General features: G+C 61.6%; 18 protein-coding genes and 3 tRNA genes. 7 read left to right on the plus strand and 14 right to left on the minus strand.

Annotation, left to right across the window (positions count from 1 at the left end; all coding sequences use genetic code 11):
• Nucleotide 1: 1 nt before the first annotated feature.
• The 10 genes from AC07RO_RS05045 to AC07RO_RS05090 all read right to left on the minus strand — a co-directional run bounded on the left by AC07RO_RS05045 (nucleotide 2) and on the right by AC07RO_RS05090 (nucleotide 12,356).
• Nucleotides 2-1,393, minus strand: coding sequence for a GntP family permease (locus AC07RO_RS05045; RefSeq protein WP_495085430.1), 1,392 nt, complete (start codon nucleotides 1,391-1,393; stop codon nucleotides 2-4).
• A gap of 257 nt (nucleotides 1,394-1,650) precedes the next feature.
• Nucleotides 1,651-3,066, minus strand: a complete 1,416-nt coding sequence (locus AC07RO_RS05050) for a sigma-54 interaction domain-containing protein (protein ID WP_495085431.1) — start codon at nucleotides 3,064-3,066, stop codon at nucleotides 1,651-1,653.
• Nucleotides 3,067-3,129: 63 nt separating this feature from the next.
• Nucleotides 3,130-4,713, minus strand: coding sequence for an ABC transporter ATP-binding protein (locus AC07RO_RS05055; protein ID WP_463581775.1), 1,584 nt, complete (start codon nucleotides 4,711-4,713; stop codon nucleotides 3,130-3,132).
• Nucleotide 4,714: 1 nt separating this feature from the next.
• A complete protein-coding gene (locus AC07RO_RS05060) occupies nucleotides 4,715-5,737 on the minus strand; it encodes an ABC transporter permease (RefSeq protein ID WP_192173966.1) in 1,023 nt (340 codons plus the stop codon).
• Nucleotides 5,737-6,801 carry a microcin C ABC transporter permease YejB gene (locus AC07RO_RS05065; protein ID WP_192131888.1) on the minus strand — a complete coding sequence of 355 codons (1,065 nt, stop codon included), beginning with the start codon at nucleotides 6,799-6,801 and terminating at the stop codon, nucleotides 5,737-5,739. The genes AC07RO_RS05060 and AC07RO_RS05065 overlap by 1 nt, the downstream gene beginning before the upstream one ends.
• The gene (locus AC07RO_RS05070) at nucleotides 6,801-8,669 is read right to left on the minus strand and encodes an extracellular solute-binding protein (protein ID WP_495085432.1); all 1,869 of its coding nucleotides are present in this window, start codon (nucleotides 8,667-8,669) and stop codon (nucleotides 6,801-6,803) included. Before AC07RO_RS05070 ends, AC07RO_RS05065 begins: the two co-directional genes overlap by 1 nt.
• A gap of 212 nt (nucleotides 8,670-8,881) precedes the next feature.
• Nucleotides 8,882-9,163: a peptidylprolyl isomerase gene (locus tag AC07RO_RS05075; protein WP_122624576.1), complete on the minus strand. Its 282-nt coding sequence runs from the start codon at nucleotides 9,161-9,163 to the stop codon at nucleotides 8,882-8,884.
• A 107-nt stretch (nucleotides 9,164-9,270) separates the two neighbouring features.
• Nucleotides 9,271-10,152 (minus strand): esterase/lipase family protein, encoded by an 882-nt coding sequence (locus AC07RO_RS05080; RefSeq protein ID WP_495085433.1) that lies wholly within the window; start codon nucleotides 10,150-10,152, stop codon nucleotides 9,271-9,273.
• 301 nt (nucleotides 10,153-10,453) lie between these two features.
• Nucleotides 10,454-11,539: a 3-deoxy-7-phosphoheptulonate synthase gene (locus AC07RO_RS05085; RefSeq protein ID WP_495085434.1), complete on the minus strand. Its 1,086-nt coding sequence runs from the start codon at nucleotides 11,537-11,539 to the stop codon at nucleotides 10,454-10,456.
• 586 nt (nucleotides 11,540-12,125) lie between these two features.
• Entirely contained in the window at nucleotides 12,126-12,356 is a 231-nt protein-coding gene (locus AC07RO_RS05090; RefSeq protein ID WP_192173961.1) for a DNA-binding protein, read from the minus strand.
• A gap of 81 nt (nucleotides 12,357-12,437) precedes the next feature.
• Here AC07RO_RS05090 and AC07RO_RS05095 point away from each other — a divergent pair, with 81 nt between their 5' ends.
• The 6 genes from AC07RO_RS05095 to AC07RO_RS05120 all read left to right on the plus strand — a co-directional run bounded on the left by AC07RO_RS05095 (nucleotide 12,438) and on the right by AC07RO_RS05120 (nucleotide 16,297).
• Nucleotides 12,438-12,788, plus strand: a complete 351-nt coding sequence (locus AC07RO_RS05095; RefSeq protein ID WP_346630441.1) for a helix-turn-helix domain-containing protein — start codon at nucleotides 12,438-12,440, stop codon at nucleotides 12,786-12,788.
• A 191-nt stretch (nucleotides 12,789-12,979) separates the two neighbouring features.
• Entirely contained in the window at nucleotides 12,980-13,624 is a 645-nt protein-coding gene (gene gacA, locus AC07RO_RS05100) for a response regulator transcription factor GacA (RefSeq protein WP_065990451.1), read from the plus strand.
• Complete coding sequence (uvrC, locus tag AC07RO_RS05105; RefSeq protein ID WP_133774984.1) at nucleotides 13,625-15,448, plus strand: excinuclease ABC subunit UvrC; 1,824 nt, start codon at nucleotides 13,625-13,627, stop codon at nucleotides 15,446-15,448.
• Nucleotides 15,449-15,480: 32 nt separating this feature from the next.
• Complete coding sequence (gene pgsA / locus AC07RO_RS05110) at nucleotides 15,481-16,041, plus strand: CDP-diacylglycerol--glycerol-3-phosphate 3-phosphatidyltransferase (protein WP_065990459.1); 561 nt, start codon at nucleotides 15,481-15,483, stop codon at nucleotides 16,039-16,041.
• 61 nt (nucleotides 16,042-16,102) lie between these two features.
• Nucleotides 16,103-16,178, plus strand: a tRNA-Gly gene (locus AC07RO_RS05115).
• A 45-nt stretch (nucleotides 16,179-16,223) separates the two neighbouring features.
• Nucleotides 16,224-16,297: transfer RNA gene (locus AC07RO_RS05120), tRNA-Cys, on the plus strand.
• 168 nt (nucleotides 16,298-16,465) lie between these two features.
• Here the strand turns inward: AC07RO_RS05120 and sodC are convergent.
• Entirely contained in the window at nucleotides 16,466-16,984 is a 519-nt protein-coding gene (gene sodC, locus AC07RO_RS05125) for a superoxide dismutase [Cu-Zn] SodC (protein WP_495085435.1), read from the minus strand.
• Nucleotides 16,985-17,215: 231 nt separating this feature from the next.
• Here sodC and AC07RO_RS05130 point away from each other — a divergent pair.
• Nucleotides 17,216-17,302: transfer RNA gene (locus AC07RO_RS05130), tRNA-Leu, on the plus strand.
• A gap of 46 nt (nucleotides 17,303-17,348) precedes the next feature.
• On the opposite strand, the gene AC07RO_RS05135 is transcribed toward AC07RO_RS05130, so the two are convergent.
• From AC07RO_RS05135 to AC07RO_RS05145, 3 genes are read right to left on the minus strand one after another with little or no spacing between them, the layout of a single operon-like run.
• Nucleotides 17,349-20,015, minus strand: a complete 2,667-nt coding sequence (locus tag AC07RO_RS05135; RefSeq protein WP_495085436.1) for an excinuclease ABC subunit UvrA — start codon at nucleotides 20,013-20,015, stop codon at nucleotides 17,349-17,351.
• Between the two features lie 37 nt (nucleotides 20,016-20,052).
• Nucleotides 20,053-20,226, minus strand: a complete 174-nt coding sequence (locus tag AC07RO_RS05140) for a hypothetical protein (RefSeq protein WP_346625953.1) — start codon at nucleotides 20,224-20,226, stop codon at nucleotides 20,053-20,055.
• Nucleotides 20,223-21,293: a DNA topoisomerase IB gene (locus AC07RO_RS05145; protein ID WP_282372348.1), complete on the minus strand. Its 1,071-nt coding sequence runs from the start codon at nucleotides 21,291-21,293 to the stop codon at nucleotides 20,223-20,225. The genes AC07RO_RS05140 and AC07RO_RS05145 overlap by 4 nt, the downstream gene beginning before the upstream one ends.

The raw sequence follows: 21,293 nt of genomic DNA on the forward strand, positions 1-21,293 counted from the left end.
CTCATACGATGCCGGTTGCATAGAAAACGCCGATCACCACGAACACCGCCAGTGTCTTGATGAGGGTGATGCCGAAGATGTCCTTGTAGGCCTCACGGTGTGTCAGGCCGGTGACCGCCAGCAGGGTGATGACCGCGCCGTTGTGCGGCAGCGTGTCCATGCCGCCGCTGGCCATCGCCGCGACGCGGTGCAACACCTCCAGCGGAATGTTCGCCGTGTGGGCCGCCGCGATAAAGCTATCGGACATCGCCGCCAGCGCAATACTCATGCCCCCGGACGCCGAACCGGTGATCCCCGCCAGCAAGGTCACGGTAATCGCTTCGTTGACCAGTGGATTGGGAATGCTTTTGAGCCCGTCAGCCAGCACCAGGAATCCGGGCAACGACGCAATCACAGCGCCAAAACCGTATTCCGACGCCGTGTTCATCGCCGCCAGCAGTGCACCGCTGACCGCACCCTTGCTGCCTTCGGCCAGTTTCGATTTCACCGTCTTGAAGGCGAACAGCAGCACAAAGACAATCCCCACCAGCAACGCCGCTTCCACGGCCCAGATCGCGGTGATCTTGGCGATGTCGGTCTGCACCGGCGTCGCCATACCCGGGAGCGCGAGGGTGTGAGTCTTGCCGTACCACTGGGGAATCCATTGGGTAAACAGCAGGTTCATGATCCCTACCAGCAACAGCGGCGCCAGTGCGATCCACGGGTTGGGCAGGGCGATGTCGTCCGGGGTGTCCGGCTCGTTGCGCAACTCAGTGCCATAGCCTTCGCCGGCATGCTGGGCCTTGTTGCGCTGGCGCTGCAGAAACAGCATGCCGACGCTGAACACGAACGCTGTGCCAATCAGGCCCAGCCACGGCGCCGCCCACGCCGTGGTGTTGAAGAAGGTCGAGGGGATGATGTTCTGGATCTGCGGGGTGCCGGGCAGGGCGTCCATGGTGAACGAAAACGCACCGAGGGCGATGGTCGCCGGAATCAGCCGTTTGGGAATGTTGCTCTGGCGAAACATCTCGGCGGCGAACGGGTAGACCGCAAACACCACCACAAACAGCGATACGCCGCCATAGGTCAGCAGCGCGCAGACCAGCACGATCACCAGCATCGCCTGGCGGGTGCCGAGCAGGCGTATGGCTGCCGCCACGATGGAGCGCGAAAAACCCGACAGCTCGATCAGCTTGCCGAACACGGCACCAAGCAAAAACACCGGGAAGTAGAGTTTGACGAAGCCGACCATCTTGTCCATGAACACGCCGGTGAAGGCGGGCGCCACGGCAGAGGGGTCGGTGAGCAGTACGGCACCGAGGGCCGCGATGGGGGCAAAGAGGATGACGCTGTAACCCCGGTAGGCAGCCAGCATCAGCAGCGTAAGGGCCGCTAAAGCGATGATCACACTCATCGAGTGTCTCCTGTTGTTTTTGTTTTGGGTGCGGCGAGGCCGCGCAACAGGAGGTATAGCTACTTTCATGCCAGTGCGCTAACTGGCTGATTCCTAAGAGATTTGCTCGGTGGCGTCAGGGCAAGGGGTCGGATTCGTCCAGGAAATGAGACCACGACTGTGGAATTCGGCATGTGACTAACCCGTTGCCCTTGCTGGCGACAGCTCCGGATCAAGGCTTCCATCGATCAGTCCAGCATCATGGACAGCCAGTCTCTCTATTGAGACTCGGCGATCCCCAGCGCTGCCATTTTCTTGTACAGCGTCGAACGCCCCAGTCCCAGCTGCCGGGCCGCGAGGATCACGTTCCCCGCACACTGCGCCAGCTTCGCCTGAATCAGCTCCCGGTCGAAATGCTGCCGCGCCTCGCTGTACGTCTGATCATTGGACGCCAACGAGGCCGTTGCCGGCGAACTGGTCACGGGAACCAGCGTGCCGATGGCCGCGCGGATGTCGCCGGGATTGAGCTGCAGATCGTCGCTGAGCAATGCCGCACGTTCGAGCACGTTGCGCAGCTCGCGAATGTTGCCCGGCCAGGCATGCTGTGCGAGGGCGGCCATGGCTGCCGGCGCCAGTTCGTGCTGGCTGCGCAGGTCCTCGAGAATCGCTTCGGTCAACGCCGGAATATCATCCAGACGCTCGCGCAACGGCGGCACCTGGATGGGCAACACGCTCAACCGGTAATACAGGTCAGCACGAAACTCCCCACGCTTGATCGCCGCTTCGAGATCCGTAGAGGTCGCCGCGATCAGGCGCACATCGCTTTTGATCATTTCGTTGGAACCCACCGGCTCGTACTCTTTTTCCTGCAGTACGCGCAGCAGCTTGCTCTGCAACGGCAGGGGCATGTCGCCGATCTCATCAAGAAACAGCGTGCCGCCCTCGGCCAGGTGCAATTTGCCCTGGCGCCCCTTGCGGTCGGCGCCGGTGAATGCGCCGGGGGCGGTGCCAAAGAACTCCGCCTCAAGCAACGCTTCGGGGATGGCCGCGCTGTTGATGCTGATGAAGGGTTTGTGCGCCCGTGGCGAGCTATTGTGCACGGCGTGGGCCAGCAGCTCCTTGCCGGTTCCGGTTTCACCGAGCAGCAACACCGGCGAATCGGTGCTGGCGCTGCGCCGGGCGCGGCGTTTGACTTCCAGACTGGCGGCGCTGGTGCCGATGAAGTGGGCAAAACTGTATTTGGCCTGACGGGCGCGCAGGAGGGAGCGGGTCGAGGCCAGTTCCTGCTGCATGCTCGAATAGCGCTTGAGCAGCGGCGACAGCGCGTGCAGCTCATCGAACAGCGCAAAACCGATGGCGCCGATCACCGCGCCGCCGTCGTCATGAATCGGCAGGCGCATGACCACCAGCGGGTCCTTTGCCGTGTCCATCATGTCCAGCAGGATCGGCTGGCCGTTGCTCGCCACCTGACGCAGCAGGCTGCCGGGAATCACCTGTTCACACGGTTGACCTACCGCGCGGCTGGGATCCTCGAGGCCAAAGCGGCGTGCGTAGCGCTCATTGATCCAGACGATGCGCGCGTCGCGGTCGACGATGACCGTGCCTTCGCTGGACTGCTCGATGATCTCGAAGAGCGAACGAATCGCCAGTCGCCGAACGCGTCGGTAATCCTTCAGGCTCTCAGTGTCTTTCATGTGCGGTTCCGTCCTTCCTGTTCCTCGGCATCTGGCCGCACAGACTGCTGATTCAAACCGGCTTCAGTTGAAACCGGGGTGCGCCGCCGCCAGCAATTCCCGGGTGTAGGGATGCTGTGGCGCATCGAACACGTCATGGCTCGCCCCGCGCTCGACCACCTTGCCGTCCTTGACCACGATCAGGTCATGGGCCAGCGCCTTGACCACCGCCAGGTCGTGGCTGATGAACAGGTAAGTCAGGCCATGCCGTTCCTGCAACTGACGCAACAACGCGACGACCTGCTTCTGCACGGTGCGATCCAGCGCAGAGGTCGGTTCGTCGAGCAATATCAAGGCAGGTTTAAGCACAAGGGCGCGGGCAATGGCGATACGTTGCCGCTGCCCACCGGAAAACTCGTGGGGGTAGCGGTGCCGGCTCGACGGGTCGATGCCGACTTCCTCCAGCGCGCGAATCACTTCGGCCTCACAGCTGACCTTGTCCAGATCGCTGTGAACTTCCAGGCCCTCGCTGATGATCTGTGCCACCGACATGCGCGGGCTGAGGCTGCCGTAAGGGTCCTGAAACACCACCTGCATCTGCTTGCGCCATGGGCGCATCTGCTTCTGATTCAGGCTGTCCAGCCCATGACCCTTGAAGCGGATACTGCCACGGGATTCCAGCAAGCGCAGGATGGCCTGACCAAGTGTCGACTTGCCCGAGCCGGATTCGCCAACGATGCCCAGGGTTTTGCCGCGCTCGATGCTCAGGCTGATGTCATCGACGGCTTTCAGGTACTCGTGGTGCCGGTTGAAAATCCCGCCGCCGAGGGAGAACCAGACGCGCAGGTTGTCGACCTCCAGCACCTTCTCGCGGGTGTCCCGGGGCAACGGCTCGCCCGCCGGTTCCGCGTCCAGCAGCAAGCGGCTGTAAGGGTGTTGCGGGTTCTTGAACAACAGCTGGCAATTGGACTCCTCGACGATTTCCCCGGCGCGCATGACGCACACCCGCTGGGCGATGCTGTGCACCAGATTCAGGTCGTGGCTGATCAGCAACAGCGACATGTTCAGCCGTTGCTGCAGCTGTTTGAGCAGCAGCAGGATCTTGCGCTGCACCGTCACGTCCAGCGCCGTGGTCGGCTCATCGGCAATCAGCAGTTCCGGCTCGCAGGCCAGGGCCATGGCGATCATCACTCGCTGGCGTTGACCGCCGGACAACTCATGGGGGTAGGCCTTCAGGCGCTTCTTCGGGTGCTGAATGCCGACCAGCTCCAGCAGCTCGATGATCCGCGCCTGGGCCGCCTTGCCGGCCATCCCCTTATGCAGCAACAAGGTCTCGCCGATCTGGCGGGACACGGTGTGCAAGGGGTTCAGCGATGTCATCGGCTCCTGAAAGATCATCGCGATCTGATTGCCCCGCAGCTCGCGCATGACGTTGCCATCGGCGCCGAGCAGCTCTTTGCCGCGATAACGAATGCTGCCGGTGCTCAGCGTGCCGGCCTGGGGCAGCAGTTGCAGGATCGAGTGGGCCGTCACCGATTTGCCCGAGCCCGACTCTCCGACCAGTGCCAGGCACTCGCCGGCGGGGATGTCCAGGCTGAGGTGCTTGACCACCGTGTGGCCGTTGAACGACACCGAGAGGTCGCGGATTTCGATCAGGTTTTCGGACATCTCAGGACCTCGGGTCGAAGGCATCCCGCAGGGCCTCGCCAATAAACACCAGCAGCGACAGTATCAGCGCCAGTGTGAAAAATGCCGTGAAGCCCAGCCATGGCGCCTGCAGGTTCTGTTTGCCCTGGGCGATCAGCTCGCCCAGGGACGCGCTGCCGGCGGGCATGCCGAAGCCGAGGAAGTCCAGCGCGGTCAGCGTGGAAATCGCCCCGGTGAGGATGAACGGCAGATAGCTCAGGGTCGCGTTCATCGCGTTCGGGAGAATGTGCCGCAGGATCACCTTGCGATCACTCAATCCCAGCGCGCGCGCCGCTTTGACGTATTCCAGATTGCGCCCGCGCAGGAACTCGGCGCGCACCACGTCCACCAGCGCCAGCCATGAAAAGAGCGCCATGATCCCCAGCAGCCACCAGAAATTCGGCTCGACGAAGCCCGACAGAATGATCAGCAGGTACAGCACCGGCAGGCCGGACCAGACTTCCAGCAGGCGCTGGCCGAGCAAATCCACCCAGCCGCCGTAATAGCCCTGCAATGCGCCGGCAGCGATGCCAATCAGCGCACTGATGAAGGTCAGCGCCAGGGCAAACAGAATCGACACCCGCGCGCCGAAAATCACCCGGGCCAGCACGTCCCTGGCCTGATCGTCGGTGCCCAGCCAGTTGATCGAGGAGGGCGGGCTCGGCGCGGGCTTGTTCAGGTCATAGTTGGGGGTGTCATCGCTGAACGGGATCGGCGGAAACAGCATCCAGCCGTCACCCTTGCTGATCAGCTGGCGCACGTAATCGCTGCGGTAATCCGGCTGAAACGGCAACTGGCCGCCGAATTCCTGCTCGGTGTGGCGCTTGAAGGCGGGGAAATACAGTTCGTGCTGATAACTCAGCACCAGGGGTTTATCGTTGGCGATGAGTTCGCCGCACAGGCTGAGCACGAACAGCCCGCAGAACAGCCACAGCGACCACCAGCCGCGGCGGTTATTGCGAAAACGCTCGAAGCGACGGCGAGCCACCGGAGACAGTCTGCGCATCACGCATTCCTCGCGCTGAAGTCGATTCGGGGGTCGACCAGGGTGTAGCAGATGTCCCCGACCAGCTTTATCAGCAACCCGAACAGCGTGAAGATGAACAGCGAACCGAACACCACCGGGTAGTCCCGCGACACCGCGGCTTCGTAACTCATGCGGCCGAGGCCATCGAGGGAAAAGATCACTTCGATCATCAACGAACCGGCAAAGAACACACTGATGAACGCCTGGGGAATGCCGGCCACGATCAGCAACATGGCGTTGCGGAACACATGGCCGTAAAGCACCCGCCGCTCGCTCAGGCCTTTGGCCCGGGCGGTCACCACGTACTGGCGGGTGACTTCGTTGAGGAAGGAGTTCTTGGTCAGAATGGTCAGCGTCGCGAAGCCGCCAATCACCAGTGACGTCACAGGCAATACCAGGTGCCAGAAGTAGTCGGCGATCTTGCCCAGGGTGCTCAATTGATCGAAGTTTTCGGACACCAGGCCGCGCACCGGGAACCAGCTCAGCGACGTGCCGCCGGCAAACAGCACCACCAGCAGCATGGCGAACAGAAAGGCCGGCATCGCGTAGCCGATGATGATGGCCGTGCTGCTCCAGATGTCGAAGTGGCTGCCGTGCTTGACCGCCTTGCGGATGCCCAGGGGGATCGACACCAGGTAGGTAATCAATGTTGCCCACAGCCCCAGTGAGATAGAGACGGGCATTTTCTGCAGGATCAGGTCCGTCACCTTGGCGCCGCGAAAGAAGCTGTTGCCGAAATCCAGCTGCGCGTAGTTCTTCAGCATCAGCCACAAGCGCTCATGCAAGGGTTTGTCGAAGCCGTATTGATGCTCGATTTCCTTGATCAGCTTGGGGTCAAGCCCGCGACTGGCCCGGGATTGGCCGGCGTTCATGGTTTCGGTGTGGCCTGCGCCAATGGTGCCGCCCGCGACGCCTTGCAGCTTGGCGATGGCTTGCTCGACCGGTCCGCCGGGCGCGGCCTGCACGATGAAGAAGTTGACCAGCAGGATGCACAGCAGCGTCGGAATGATCAGCAGCAGGCGCCTCATCAGGTAGCCGAGCATTACTTGACCTCCGAGGGAATGGCCGAAGCGCCCCGTTGTCGGGCGAACTCTTCGTTGGTCAGTGCCTGGGGGCTGACTTCCCACCAGGTGTCGATGGCCTCACTGTTGCTGGCCTGCACCTTGGGAATGCCGAATCGGTTCCACCACACCGTGGACGAGCCGGGCGGGTAATAGTTGGGAATCCAGTAGAAGCCCCACTGCAGCACCCGGTCCAGGGCATGGGCGTAATCGATCATCGCGGGCTTGCTGTCGGCCTTGGCCAGGCCCTCGATCAGTGTGTCGACGGCCGGGTCGCGCAGGACCATGTAGTTGCTGGAGCCGGAATCGGTGGCGACTTTCGAGCCGAAGTTGTTGTACAGCTCCATTCCGGGGGAGGTCGAGACGCCGTAGCCGGTGACGATCATGTCGTAATCCCGGGCCATGACCCGGTTCAGGTACTGTGCCGAGTCGATGCGGCGGATTTCGAAATCGATGCCGATCTGCGCCAGATTGCGCTTGTAGGGCAGCAGGATTTTCTCGAAGCCGCTCTGGCCGTTGAGAAAAGTAAAACTCAACGGTTCGCCCTGGGCGTTGACCAGCTTGTCACCCTGGGGCATCCAGCCTGCTTCTTCGAGCAACGCCAAGGCTTGCAGCTGTTTGTCGCGAATGAAGCCGCTGCCATCGGTTTTCGGCGTCTGGAACACCGTGGTGAAGACTTCCGGAGGCACCTGACCGCGCAGCGGCTCAAGAATCTTCAGCTCGGACTCGGTGGGCAGCGCTGTCGCCGCCAGATCACTGTTGGAGAAGTAACTGTTCTGGCGCACATAGACGTTGCGCATCATCTGTTTGTTGGTCCACTCGAAATCCCACAGCATCGCCAGCGCCTGACGCACGCGACGGTCCTGAAACTTCGGACGGTCCAGATTGAAGATAAAACCCTGTGAGCTCTGCACCGCGCCCTTGGCCAGGTGCGCCCGCTGAAGACGGCCTTCGGTCAAGGCCGGGCTGTCATAGCCGATCGAATAACCGGTGGCGGAATATTCACGGTTGTAGTCATAGCCGCCACCGCGCAGCACCTGACGGGCAACGTCGGTGTCGCCGAAATACTCGACGCTGAAATGATCGAAGTTGTACTGGCCGCGATTGACCGGCAGGTCCTTGCCCCACCAGTCGGGGTTGCGTTCGAAGGTGACGCTGCGACCCGGGTCGACCTTGCCGATGCGATACGGGCCGCTGCCCACCGGGATCTCGAAGCCGCCGCCGTTGGCAAAATCGCGGTCCTTCCACCAATGTTCGGGAAACACTGGCAGCGAGGCCAGATCCAGCGGCAGGGTGCGGCTTTCGCTGCTTTTGAAATCAAACCTAATTTGCGTCGGCGACTCGACTTCCACGCCTTTGACGTCCTGAAACTCGGTGCGGTACGACAGGCTGCCCTGGGTCATCAGCAGGTTGTAGGTGTAGCGCACGTCTTCGGCGGTGATGGGCGAGCCGTCGGAGAATTTCGCCTTGGGGCTCAGGTAGAAACGCAATGACATGCCGTCGGCAGCGCGCTCCATTTTCTCTGCGATCAGGCCATACACGGTGTAGGGCTCATCCAGCGACTTGACTGCCAGGGGCGAGTAAAGCAAGCCGTTGACCTGGGAGACGCCGGTGCCTTTGTCGAGGTACGGCATGATGTGATCGAACTGGCCGATTTCCTGCGCCGAGCGGCGCATGCTCCCGCCTTTCGGGGCGGCGGCATTGACGTAATCGAAGTGTTCGAAATTCGCCGGATAGCGTGGCGCCTCGCCGTAAACGGTCAACGCGTGTTGAGGGGCGGCGGACAGAACCTGAAAACCTGAAACGAGGACGAGTGTTGTAACCATCAGCGATGACAAAACAAAACGCATTGCACGAATCCTGACTGACATTGGTGACCAATATCAGGGTTGAAGGTCATGACGGCGCGGCTGGCCGTTCCGGTTTTTTTATTGGTTACCCCGGTGGCAAGGTACCGCAAAGCCGAAGCCTTTGTAACCGGACAATACAGCGTTGGAGCAGGGATCCGATAAACAAACGGCCCGCTTTCAAGGGCGGGCCGTTCGTGCAGCAGCGCGGAGGATCAGTCCTGGCGGCTGGTCACTTCCAGCAGGTGATAACCGAACTGTGTTTTCACCGGGCCCTGGACGACGTTCACCGGTGCGCTGAACACCACGGTGTCGAATTCCTTGACCATTTGACCCGGCCCGAAGGAGCCGAGGTCGCCGCCTTGACGGCTGGACGGGCAGCTGGAGTTCTCTTTGGCGACTTCGGCGAAATCAGCGCCGCCTTCGATCTGAGCTTTGAGTTCGTTGCACTTCTCTTCGCTGGATACGAGGATGTGGCGGGCAGTGGCTTTGGCCATTTTGATGACTCCTGTGAAAAAAAAGAAACGAGCGTACCGGAATAAGGGTCGCGTTTCCCGAGAAAGTTCAGGCGCCTTTGTCTTGCCGTGATAGACGACATCATCGCTCAAAGACCTTTGCTGAACAGCAGACCGGCATGGTCCACGTACAGCTTTACCGGATCGACCTGCTTGCGCACCAGACCGGCACTTTGATTGATGGAGTCCACGTGGTCCATCGGGTAGTCGGAGCGGATCACCTTGCCCAGGTGGGAGCTGAAACGGCCCACCAGCCCGTCATTGGATGCAGCTTCCTTTTCGAACAGCAGTGCGTAACTGCGCAATGCCAGGTGCAGCGGGTCCATGGCATTGCGGCCTTCGGAAAACAGCGATCCGTCGATGCAGCCGCTCCACGAGTAATAGTGAACGCCGTTGACGCGTTCAGCGCCTTCGCCGCCCCAGGTCGATGGCAGCCCTTGGGAATACTTGCTGTTGAACGCTGCTACGCCCTCGGTGGTCAGCGCATCCAGCGCCTGAATCGGGTCTTGGGGCAAGTCCGCGTTGCCGCTCAACAGCGCAAGAAAATGCGCGAAACCTGCGGTCATCCGTGATGCGACCGCTTCAGGCATTTGCCCGGGCGTCAGCGCCCGACGTACCCGATCGGCCACTTCCGAGCCGTGATTGGGCCCGCTCACCGAGGTGACCGACGCCACGATGTCGGGACGCAGCGCGGCGGCATAGCGGGAGGTCAGCGCGCCCTGGCTGTGTCCGATCAGGTTCACCTTCAGGTAACCGGTGCGGCGCAGGAAGCGTTCGATCTGGTCAATCAACTGCTCGCCGCGGGTTTCGTTGTCGTGGACGCCGGACAGCGCCGGCACATGAACCCTGCAGCCGGCTTTCTCCAGCGCCTCGGGGATGGCATGGAACATGTCCACCTTGCCGATCCGGTCGAAACCGAACAGGCCGTGGACCAGCAAAAGGGGGTACTTGGTGGTGACTTCCCTGTACATGTCGATCATTCCTTGTATGGCGGAGAGGGATCGAGCTTAACCAGCGGAAGTGATAGGGGAAGGGCGCGCCGGTGCATGGCAATGCGCCGGTCGAGGCAGGTTGTGGAGGGCCTTTGACCGCTACAGGCCTTGGTTGCCGGGGAGGCTGGAAAAGGCGCAGCCGTTGCGGCCCAAATCCGCCGGGTGGGTGGGGCGCTTTCCCACGATCGGCGTCTTAGCTGCGACGGGCGGTGGCTGACAACGACGACGCCGCGGAGGGAAGCCGGACGCATGGCCGGCACCGGCTTCCCGTATGCAAATGTTACCTGTAGCGCAGTTTGTTCACGCCATCGCGCAGCAGGCGCTCGGTGGACTCCCAGCCCAGGCACGCGTCCGTCACTGACACGCCGTATTTGAGTGAAGCACTCAAGGGCTGGCAGCCTTCGAACAGGTGACTTTCCAGCATCATGCCGATCAGTGTTCGGTCGCCGGCCAGTCGTTGCTGCAGCACATCGTTGAATACGGCCGGCTGACGCAGCGGATCCTTGCCGCTGTTGGCGTGACTGCAATCGACCATGATGCGCGCGGCCATGCGGTGCTTCGCCAGGCTGGCATTCACCGCGGCGACACTGGCCGCGTCGTAGTTGGGACCGCCGTGACCGCCGCGCAGCACGATGTGGGTGTCGGGATTGCCCGACGTCTCGATAATCGCCGGGTGGCCCTGGGAATCCATGCCGAAATGCCGGTGCGCGTGGGCCGCCGATCGAATGGCGTCGCAGGCCACGGAAATGCCGCCGTCGGTGCCGTTCTTGAAGCCCGTGGGCACGCCGAGGCCGCTGGCCATTTCCCTGTGGATCTGCGATTCAGTTGTTCTTGCGCCAATCGCCACCCAACTCAGGACGTCATCGAAGTAACCCGCCGCCATCGGCTGCAGCAGCTCTGTGGCGATAGGCAGGCCGAGGCGGACCATTTCACGCATCAACTGCCGTGACAGGACCAGGCCCTCGGCCATGTCGTCACTGCCATCAAGCGAGGGATCGTACGCCAGGCCTTTCCAGCCCACCGTGGTGCGGGGCTTCTCGACGTAGGCGCGCATCACCAGCAGCATCTGGTCGCTGACTTCGGCCGCCAGGCGGGCCAGGCGCTCGGCGTATTCAAGGGCGGCATGGGGATCGTGGATCGAGCACGGGCCGACCACGACCAGCAGGCGCGAATCTTCACCATTGAGAATGGCGCGAATCGACTGACGGTGGGCGGCGACCTGTGCGGTCATGGCAGCGTCCAGCGGCAGCTGATGTTTCAGCGCGAACGGCGTGGGCAGGCGTTTCGGGGCAGGGCAGCTGTCATTCAGGGTGACGGCGCTGGACGGCAGATCGATGAGGGTGTTGCGGACGACGGGCGAATTCATGTGCTGGCTTCCTGGTCGGCGGGCGTTCCCGCGCGGACCTACTGGGGTGTTCGACAATTGGCCGGATTGGCTGTGAGCAGGGCTTTGCCACCTGTCAGTGACCGATCGGAGGCGGCAGGCTGTCCCGAACGGAGGTTGCTAAATCGCCAGGCGAAGTCGGTGTCGTAGCGGTAATAGTGGGTGTGGTTCATGTGCAGTTCCTCAAATCAATCGGTCAAAAATGGGTGGCCCAGAAAAACAAAACCCCCGGTCGGGAAGCCGACCGGGGGTGAGAGTTATCTCTGGTGGGCGTCCCGAAGTTCAGGGCGCCGTGTGGGTATCAGGCGCGCCAGTGGCTAAACCAATACCCATAAAAATAAGATGCAGGAGCGATAGATGCTGTCGCATTCCAGGCAGCCGCACGCTCGGCCGGACGTGAACCGTCGGCGACGAACAACTGGGTGGAAAGGGAAGGCAACATGGTCTGTCTCCGTGGAATGCCGCCGAGCTTACTTCAGACCCGTCGGATTCTTCAATTGGAAATTGCAATCGGGGTGATTGACGCCGGCTGCTTACCAAGACGCAGTTAAAACGGCAAAATGCCGATTCAGTCCTCAGGCACTTTCGCAGGGCCGCCTTCAAGCGGTATCACGCCGATCTTCATTCCCAGCAGCACCGCGACTTTGTGCGACTCGCCCCGGCGTCCCTTCTTTCGCCCGGACAGCACTTGATAGGTCGTCGCCGGGTCCACGTTGTGCTCCCTGGCAAACTCTTGAACCGATTTGCCTTGCTGTTCCAGCCAAGCCTTGGCTTGTGCGGCAGTACGGATTCCGGGCATAGTTCAAAACCGTTCAAGTTCGTTCAAATTATTTCGATTCTATCACTCAAAAGGGTGATGTCAACAAGGCTATACATTCAAATGAGTGGAATAAGTGCCCGAATTAGGGAAGAGCGTGAGCGCTTGGGGCTTTCACAGCGCGCATTCGGTGAAATCGGCGGCGTGGAAGCCAATGCACAGGGCAAGTATGAAAACGGCGAGCGCACGCCCAAGGCCGATTACCTGGCCCGCGTCGCACTTCGCGGTGTTGATGTGTTGTACGTGCTGACGGGGTCGCGCACCCCCGTGCCCATCGTCAGCCTGAGTGAAAACGAGGAGTGGATGGTGGGCAGTTACCGCACCCTCGGCAAGGAAGAGCAGGATGCCATCTGCCGGCTGACGACTACCCTGGCTGAATACCAGAGCAGCTATGCCCCGGACAAGAAGCCCTAGGACTTTGCGAGGGATGCAGCGGTCGTATGTTTGAAGATTTTTATCAAGTTTTGCGGTCGATGATGATAGCTTGTCGGCATCGTTGTAGATCATCTGGCACACATGCACGAGCAGTGCTCCAGAGCAGGTCGCGTACTTTCTTTTGTTAACGTGGCGGGTAGCCGCCATGAATCGTTCGGTGAGGTGTCTGCTTGATTAGGGTGCTGGTTGTCGATGACCACGATCTGGTTCGGACAGGTATCACGCGCATGTTGGCCGACATCGAAGGCTTGCAGGTGGTGGGGCAGGCCGAGTCCGGTGAAGAGTCGTTGCAGAAGGCCCGTGAGCTGAAACCCGACGTCGTGCTGATGGACGTGAAGATGCCTGGCATCGGCGGACTGGAAGCCACGCGCAAGCTCATCCGCAGCCACCCCGACATGAAGGTGGTGGCGGTGACGGTGTGCGAAGAAGATCCGTTTCCCACACGGCTGCTGCAGGCCGGCGCGGCGGGATACATGACCAAGGGCGCGGGTCTGACCGAGATGGTTCAGGCCATTCGCCTGGTGTTCGCGGGGCAGCGCTACATCAGCCCGCAGATCGCCCAGCAACTGGCACTCAAATCGTTCCAGCCGCAGACCAGCAATTCGCCGTTCGATCTCTTGTCCGAGCGGGAAATCCAGATTGCCCTTATGATTGTCGGCTGCCAGAAAGTGCAGACGATTTCCGACAAGCTTTGCCTGTCCCCCAAAACCGTGAATACCTACCGGTACCGCATATTCGAGAAGCTGTCGATCAGCAGTGACGTTGAGCTGGCCCTGCTGGCCGTTCGTCATGGCATGGTCGACGCCAGCGCATAAATGACCCAACCGTTTGATCCCAGTGCTTTTCTGTCCACCTGCAGTGGCCGCCCCGGCGTATATCGGATGTTCGATATCGACGGCAAGCTGCTGTACGTCGGCAAGGCCAAGAATTTAAAGAAACGCCTCGCCAGCTATTTCCGCAAGACCGGCCACGCCCCGAAAACAGGCGCATTGGTCGCGCGGATCGCTCAGGTTGAAACCACCATCACCGCCAACGAAACCGAGGCGCTGTTGCTGGAACAAACCCTGATCAAGGAGTCGCGCCCGCCGTACAACATCCTGCTGCGCGACGACAAATCCTACCCCTACGTGCACCTGTCCGACGGCGAATTTCCGCGGTTGAGCATCCATCGTGGCGCTAAAAAGGCCAAGGGCCGCTACTTCGGGCCTTACCCCAGCGCCGGCGCCATTCGCGAAAGCCTGAGCATTCTGCAGAAGACCTTCCACGTTCGTCAGTGCGAAGACAGCTTCTACAAGAACCGCACGCGGCCTTGCCTGCAGTACCAGATCAAGCGCTGCAAGGCGCCGTGCGTGAACCTGGTCGAGCCGCAGATCTACAACGAGGACGTGCGTCACTCGGTGATGTTCCTCGAGGGCCGCAGCAATGCCCTCACCGACGAACTCAATGCGCTGATGGAAAAGTCGGCAATGAACCTCGATTTCGAGCACGCCGCCGAGCTGCGTGACCAGATCGGTCTGCTGCGTCGCGTCCAGGATCAGCAGAGCATGGACGGCGGGACCGGCGACGTTGACGTCGTGGCGGCGTTCGTCAATCCGGGCGGCGCCTGCGTGCATCTGATCAGCGTGCGTGGCGGGCGGGTGCTCGGCAGCAAGAATTTCTTCCCCCAGGTCGGGATCGAGGAGGAGGTGGGCGAGGTTATGTCCGCTTTCCTGGCCCAGTATTTCCTGGGCGGTGGCGAGCGCGAATTGCCCGGCGAAGTCATCGTCAACGTGGTCAGCGAGGATTTTCCCGCGCTGATCGACGCCATCGATGCCTCACGCGGCCGCGAAATCATCATCAGCCATCGGGTGCGTGGCACCCGTGCGCGCTGGCAGCAACTGGCCGTGACCAATGCCGAGCAGGCACTGATGGCGCGGCTTGCCAATCGCCAGCACGTCACTGCGCGTTTTGAAGCGTTGGCCCAAGTGCTCAAACTCGAGGAGCCGCCGCAGCGTCTGGAATGCTATGACATCAGCCATTCCAGCGGTGAAGCGACGGTAGCGTCGTGCGTCGTGTTCGGTCCCGAGGGCCCGATCAAGTCGGACTACCGCCGCTACAACATTGAAGGCATCACGGCGGGGGACGACTACGCCGCCATGCACCAGGCCCTTACCCGTCGCTTCAGCAGAATCAAGGACGGCGAGGGCAAATTGCCGGACATCCTGCTGGTGGACGGCGGCAAGGGTCAGTTGAGCATGGCCCGCGACGTGATGAACGAGTTGGCGATCCCCGACCTGATTTTGCTGGGCGTCGCCAAGGGCGCTACACGCAAGGCCGGTTTCGAGACGCTGTACTTGAACGATGCGGCCCATGAGTTCACCCTCAAGGGCGATTCCCCCGCGCTGCATTTGATCCAGCAAATCCGCGACGAAGCTCACCGGTTTGCCATCACCGGGCACCGTGCGCGTCGCGGTAAAACCCGTCGTACTTCAACCCTAGAAGGCGTTGCGGGGGTGGGCCCGACCCGCCGTCGCGATCTGCTCAAGCATTTCGGCGGTCTTCAGGAATTGTCCCGGGCCAGCATCGAAGAAATCGCCAAGGCGCCGGGAATCAGCAAAAAGCTCGCAGAGTCGATTTATGCAAACCTGCACAGCGAGTAGAATGCTCGCTCACCTCGTAGCCAGTTGTGCCGATGAATATCCCTAATCTGATCACCGTATTACGTGTCCTGCTGATTCCGATCTTCATTCTGTTGTTCTATCTGCCGTACCACTGGAGCTACATGGCCGCCAGTTCGGTATTTGCCCTGGCAGCCGCGACCGACTGGCTGGACGGATACCTGGCACGACGCCTGGAGCAGAGCACACCGTTCGGAGCGTTTCTCGATCCGGTGGCTGACAAGTTGATGGTGGCCGTTGCGCTGGTGTTGCTGGTACAAGCCCACGCCAACCTTTGGCTCACGCTGCCCGCCGCTGTGATTATCGGCCGCGAGATTGTCATCTCGGCGCTTCGCGAGTGGATGGCCGAGCTGGGGGCACGGGCACAGGTAGCCGTGTCGAACCTGGGCAAATGGAAAACCGCTGCGCAAATGCTTGCGCTGGTCATCCTGCTTGCCAACCCGCCTGCGTTTACCTTCTGGGTGGTGTTGGGTTACGTACTGCTGATGATCGCGGCGGGCCTTACGCTCTGGTCGATGGTGCAATACCTGCGCGCGGCATGGCCGCATCTGCGCACGACCACAGATGAAAAATAAGTATTTTTAAATCAAGGGGTTGACGGGTTCATTTGAGTGTATAGAATGGCGCCCACACAAAGCGGGAATAGCTCAGTTGGTAGAGCACGACCTTGCCAAGGTCGGGGTCGCGAGTTCGAGTCTCGTTTCCCGCTCCAGTTTGTATGCGTTTAGCGGTAGTGGTTGGATCGTTGAGCGTTTGAGGCCGAGTAGCAAAATGGTTATGCCGCGGATTGCAAATCCGCTTACGCCGGTTCGATTCCGACCTCGGCCTCCACATTTAAAGCCCGTAAGATCAACGTCTTACGGGCTTTTTTGTGGATGGCGTTCAGTGAATCACTTCCGCAACTCTGCTCATCACTTCCGTTACCTTGAAGCGAGAGCTCACATCCCACGCCACTCTTCTCTGTCATCGGCTCAGCTGAGCCCAGGCAGTTGAGTGCCTTCAGATAACACCGCACGCCATGCGATCACCGCCACCGCCCAATGGCATCGGCATATCCGAATGGTTGTCGCCGCCCACATGGATCATGAGCGCGTGGCCTTTGATGTCGGCAATTTTCTTCAGGCGTGGTGCAAGCACAGGATAGTTGGCCACACCATCGGCATTGACGTAGACCGCCGGCAGATCACCCATGTGGCCATCGCCGTATGGCCCCAGATGCTTGGCGGTACTGGCTGGGTCAAAATGGCCGCCTGCTGCCAGTGCCGCGACTTTTTTGCCGTCTTTCATGCCCGAATCGCAACTCGCTTTTTCGTGAACATGAAAACCGTGAATGCCGGTAGGTAAAGATTTCAGCTCGGGGGTGAACACCAGCCCGTAAGCGGTCTCGCTGATATTGACCTCGCCAACAGGCTGTGGGGCGCCATCGGCGCTCACCAGGTTCATTGGGACATTGAGCGACGCCGCCTGAGCGCTCACCGAAAATGCTCCAATCAGGCCAAGCCACAAAGCGGATTTCATAGACACCTCATTCAGTTTGTCAAAAGAAGGGCAGGACAGCTGCGCGAGCGTGTCACCCTTCGCTGGGAGAGAGCATAGACAAGGTATCGAGATTGCGACGGTAAACAAACGTAACCAATTGAATCCGAAAGCTTTGAACTTGCCTCCCGGGCTTAGGGTGTATATATTCCCCACTCTTGTCAGCAGGCCTCGCGACATGGCTCGCGATGGTCAAGGTTGATATGTGCTACCGCCCTGATGGTGAAATTGGTAGACACACCGGACTTAAAATCCGTCGTCCGAAAGGATGTGCCGGTTCGACCCCGGCTCGGGGCACCATTCAGAAAAAAGGCACTTGAGGGCAACCTCAAGTGCCTTTTTCGTTTCACCCCTTCAAAACCTTCCGCAAAAACGGCGCCGTCCGGCTCTCTGGCACATCCGCAACCTGTTCAGGCGTACCACACGCTACAACATTCCCACCCTTGTCCCCAGCCCCCGGGCCGATGTCGATCACCCAGTCACTTTGGGCAACCACGCGCATTTCATGCTCGACCACAACGACGCTATGGCCTGCATCCACCAACGCATTCAACTGCGTCAGCAGCCGATCCACATCAGTGGGGTGCAGGCCCGTGGTCGGCTCATCGAGGACATACAACGTGGCGCCGCGCTGACTGCGCTGTAGCTCCGTCGCCAGTTTGATGCGCTGGGCCTCGCCGCCGGACAGTTCAGTCGCAGGCTGACCGAGGCGCAGATAGCCCAGACCAATATCACGCAGCACAGTCAGCGAGCGCAGCACGCCGGGTTGTTCGGCGAAGACGTCCACCGCTTGTTCAACCGTCAGCTGCAACACGTCGGCGATGCTCAAGCCGTCCCACTTGATGGCCAGGGTGTCCGGGTTGTAGCGCGCACCATGGCAGGTCGGGCAGGGCGCGTAAACGCTGGGCATGAACAGCAATTCAACGCTGACGAATCCTTCGCCCTCGCACACCGGGCAGCGGCCTTTGGCGACGTTGAACGAGAACTGTCCGGCGTCGTAGCCGGCCTTCTGCGCATCGGGCGTCGCGGCGAACAGTTTGCGCACGTTGTCGAACAGCCCGGTGTAGGTCGCCAGGTTGGAGCGAGGGGTGCGGCCGATGGGTTTCTGGTCGACCTGCACCAGACGCTTGATCGCGCTTAATCCGCCAGCGATGTGCCCGCCGGTGGGTTGCGGCGCGTCGTCTTCGAGGCTGGATTCTTCCGCTTCGACTTCCGCGACCGGGCGTCCCAACTCCGCGCCCACCAGTTCCAGCAGCGCTTGGCTGACCAGGCTGGATTTGCCCGAGCCGGAGATGCCGGTCACGGATGTGAAGCAGCCCAGCGGAAACTTTGCGCTCAGTTCGTTGAGGTTGTTGCGGGTGATGCCTTCCAGGCGCAGCCAGTCAGTGGGCTGCCTTCTTGCGGCGCGCAACTCCGTGTGTTCGGCGAACAGATGCCGCCGAGTTTGCGACGCCTCGATCTCGGCCAGGCCTGCGGGAGGGCCGCTGTACAGCACGTGCCCGCCATGCTCCCCGGCGGCGGGGCCGACGTCGATCAGCCAGTCGGCGCGGCGCATGGTTTCCAGGTCATGCTCGACGACGAACAGCGAATTGCCGGACGCCTTGAGCTGCTGCAGCGCTGTAAACAGGGCTTCGCTGTCCGCCGGGTGCAGACCCGCCGACGGCTCGTCCAGCACGTAGATCACGCCGAACAGTTGCGAACCCAATTGCGTCGCAAGGCGCAGGCGCTGCAGTTCGCCGGACGACAGCGACGGCGTGCTGCGATCCAGCGCCAGGTAACCGAGCCCCAGCTCGGTGAGGGTGCTGACCCGCGCCAAGAGATCCTGCGCAATGCGCTGAGCGGCGAGGCGCTTTTCGACAGACAGGTTGGGCGTCGCGCGTACGTCGGGCGCGGCGTCGTGGGCCGCGCCGCCTGCACTGACCCGCTTCTTTTTCGCCTTGGCCATCTGCTCGCGATCCAGCACGGCGCTGTCGCGATCTTCATCATCGAAGACGCCGGCTGCCACGGGGCGCAAGACCTCGGCCAACCGCAGCAGCGGCATCTGCGCCAGCTCGCCGATATCGAGGCCGGCGAAGGTCACCGACAGCGCTTCGCGCTTCAAGCGTTTGCCATCGCACAGCGGGCAAGGGCTGCCGCGCATGAACCGCGAGACGCGCTTTTTCATCAGCGCGCTCTGCGTGGTGGCGAAGGTGTGCTGCACGTAGCGGCGGGCGCCGGTGAAGGTGCCCTGGTAGCTCGGCTCGACCTTGCGCTTGATCGCCAGACGCGTCTCTTCAGGCGTCAGGCCGGCGTAGACCGGTACGTTGGGCTGTTCGTCGGTAAACAGAATCCAGTCGCGGTCCTTTTTCGGCAGGTCGCGCCACGGGGTGTCGACGTCGTAACCCAGGGTCACGAGGATGTCGCGCTGGTTCTGACCGCCCCAGGCCAAGGGCCATGCGGCGATAGCGCGCTGGCGGATGGTCAGCGAATCGTCCGGCACCATCAGTTCTTCGGGAATCTCATAGACCCGGCCCAGGCCATGGCACTCGGGGCAGGCGCCCTGGGGCAGGTTGGGCGAGAAGTCCTCGGCGTAGAGCATGGGTTGGCCCGGCGGATAGGTGCCGGCGCGGGAATAGAGCATGCGGATCAGGCTGGACAGGGTGGTCACGCTGCCGACCGAAGAGCGCGTGCTCGGCGTACCCCGTTGCTGCTGCAGTGCAACGGCGGGCGGCAGGCCTTCGATGGAGTCGACGTCGGGCACGCCCACTTGGTCGATGAGGCGTCGGGCGTAGGGCGCGACGGATTCGAAATAGCGGCGCTGGGCTTCGGCGTACAGGGTGGAGAACGCCAGCGAGGATTTACCCGACCCCGACACGCCGGTGAACACCACCAGCGCGTCGCGGGGGATGTCGACGTCCACGTCCTTGAGATTGTGCTCGCGGGCACCGCGAACCCGGACGAATCCGGGACGGTCGGCATCTACGGTGAAGGAAGAAGGGCGGGCGTCGTCTGTCAGGTGCGGCGGTGTGGTCATGGGTGAGGCCTTTGAATCCTGAAATGCAAGAACGGGTTTACTCGGCGAGGGGCACCTTGGGGGTGTGCCCGGCGTCATCGTGGTCGCCGCCGGTCAGCGGCTCGTCTTCACGCACATCGTCGGTGCGGTCGCGGTCGTCGGCCACGTCAGCGGGGCGCGCGTCCGGGTCGTTGAGTTTTTCACCGGGAATATGAGCGTCATGGGGGGTCATGCTGTTTCTCCTGTCAGTTCTTCGGATGCTTCACGAATGACCTCGGCGGCCTGCAGGCCCTGAAGGAAACCGGCCAGCGCCACTTCTTCCAGACGCAGGCCCTTGCGCTGGCGGATGCGCGGCAGCTTGGCCAGTTCGCCCATGGCGAAGGCTTCCAGCACGGCCGGGTGGATGTAGCACTTGCGGCAGACGGCCGGGGTGTTGCCCAGCAATCGGGCGACTTCCTTGACCATGGACACGACGTGTTTCTTCGCGTCCGCCTCCGGTTCCCAGTGCAGCTTGCGCAGGGTCGCCAGCGCCATCGCGCTGCCGGCCCAGGTGCGGTAATCCTTGGCGGTGAAATCGGCGCCGGTCAGTGTGTGCAAGTACTGGTTGATATCGTGGGAGGACACGGTATGCCGCTGGCCGTCGTCGTCCAGGTACTGGAAGAGGTTCTGGCCGGGCAATTCCATGCAGCGTTTGATGATGTTGGCCAGGCGTCGGTCGGTGACGCTGAGCCGGTGCTCGACGCCGCTCTTGCCGCGAAACTCGAAGTAGATCTTGCTGCCCTTCACGTCGACATGTTTGTTGCGCAGCGTGGTCAGCCCATAGGAGCGGTTGTCCCGGGCATACTGGCTGTTGCCGATGCGGATCAGCGTCTGGTCCAGCAATGACAGCACCGCCGCCATGACCTTCTCGCGGCCCATGCCGGGTTTCGCCAGTTGCGTTTCCAGCTGCTTGCGCACCTTGGGCAGCGCCTGGCCGAAGGCGATCATCCGCGAGTATTTGTTCTCGTCGCGGATCTCGCGCCAACGCGGGTGATAGCGGTACTGCTTGCGCCCGCGGGCGTCGCGGCCAGTGGCTTGCAGATGGCCCTGGCGGTCGGCGCAGATCCACACGTCGCTGTAAGCCGGGGGGATCACTAGCGCGTTGATGCGCTTGATCTCGTCCTCGTCGCGGATGCGCTGGCCGTCGATGTCGAAATAGGCGAACTTGCCGCGCAGGATCTTGCGGCTGAATCCGGGCTGGCTGTCGTCGACGTAGTGCAGATCTTTGGGCAGGTCTTCGCTGTGAATTGTGTCCGGCAT

It is taken from the genome of Pseudomonas sp. GW821-FHT07F05 (assembly GCF_059418765.1).

Bases quoted from the DNA above. Each gene is read 5' to 3' on its own strand.
- AC07RO_RS05045 (WP_495085430.1), bottom strand. From the start codon at position 1,393: ATGAGTGTGATCATCGCTTTAGCGGCCCTTACGCTGCTGATGCTGGCT.
- AC07RO_RS05050 (WP_495085431.1), bottom strand. From the start codon at position 3,066: ATGAAAGACACTGAGAGCCTGAAGGATTACCGACGCGTTCGGCGACTG.
- AC07RO_RS05055 (WP_463581775.1), bottom strand. From the start codon at position 4,713: ATGTCCGAAAACCTGATCGAAATCCGCGACCTCTCGGTGTCGTTCAAC.
- AC07RO_RS05060 (WP_192173966.1), bottom strand. From the start codon at position 5,737: ATGCGCAGACTGTCTCCGGTGGCTCGCCGTCGCTTCGAGCGTTTTCGC.
- AC07RO_RS05065 (WP_192131888.1), bottom strand. From the start codon at position 6,801: ATGCTCGGCTACCTGATGAGGCGCCTGCTGCTGATCATTCCGACGCTG.
- AC07RO_RS05070 (WP_495085432.1), bottom strand. From the start codon at position 8,669: ATGCGTTTTGTTTTGTCATCGCTGATGGTTACAACACTCGTCCTCGTT.
- AC07RO_RS05075 (WP_122624576.1), bottom strand. From the start codon at position 9,163: ATGGCCAAAGCCACTGCCCGCCACATCCTCGTATCCAGCGAAGAGAAG.
- AC07RO_RS05080 (WP_495085433.1), bottom strand. From the start codon at position 10,152: ATGTACAGGGAAGTCACCACCAAGTACCCCCTTTTGCTGGTCCACGGC.
- AC07RO_RS05085 (WP_495085434.1), bottom strand. From the start codon at position 11,539: ATGAATTCGCCCGTCGTCCGCAACACCCTCATCGATCTGCCGTCCAGC.
- AC07RO_RS05090 (WP_192173961.1), bottom strand. From the start codon at position 12,356: ATGCCCGGAATCCGTACTGCCGCACAAGCCAAGGCTTGGCTGGAACAG.
- AC07RO_RS05095 (WP_346630441.1), top strand. From the start codon at position 12,438: ATGAGTGGAATAAGTGCCCGAATTAGGGAAGAGCGTGAGCGCTTGGGG.
- uvrC (WP_133774984.1), top strand. From the start codon at position 13,625: ATGACCCAACCGTTTGATCCCAGTGCTTTTCTGTCCACCTGCAGTGGC.
- pgsA (WP_065990459.1), top strand. From the start codon at position 15,481: ATGAATATCCCTAATCTGATCACCGTATTACGTGTCCTGCTGATTCCG.
- sodC (WP_495085435.1), bottom strand. From the start codon at position 16,984: ATGAAATCCGCTTTGTGGCTTGGCCTGATTGGAGCATTTTCGGTGAGC.
- AC07RO_RS05135 (WP_495085436.1), bottom strand. From the start codon at position 20,015: ATGACCACACCGCCGCACCTGACAGACGACGCCCGCCCTTCTTCCTTC.
- AC07RO_RS05140 (WP_346625953.1), bottom strand. From the start codon at position 20,226: ATGACCCCCCATGACGCTCATATTCCCGGTGAAAAACTCAACGACCCG.
- AC07RO_RS05145 (WP_282372348.1), bottom strand. From the start codon at position 21,293: ATGCCGGACACAATTCACAGCGAAGACCTGCCCAAAGATCTGCACTAC.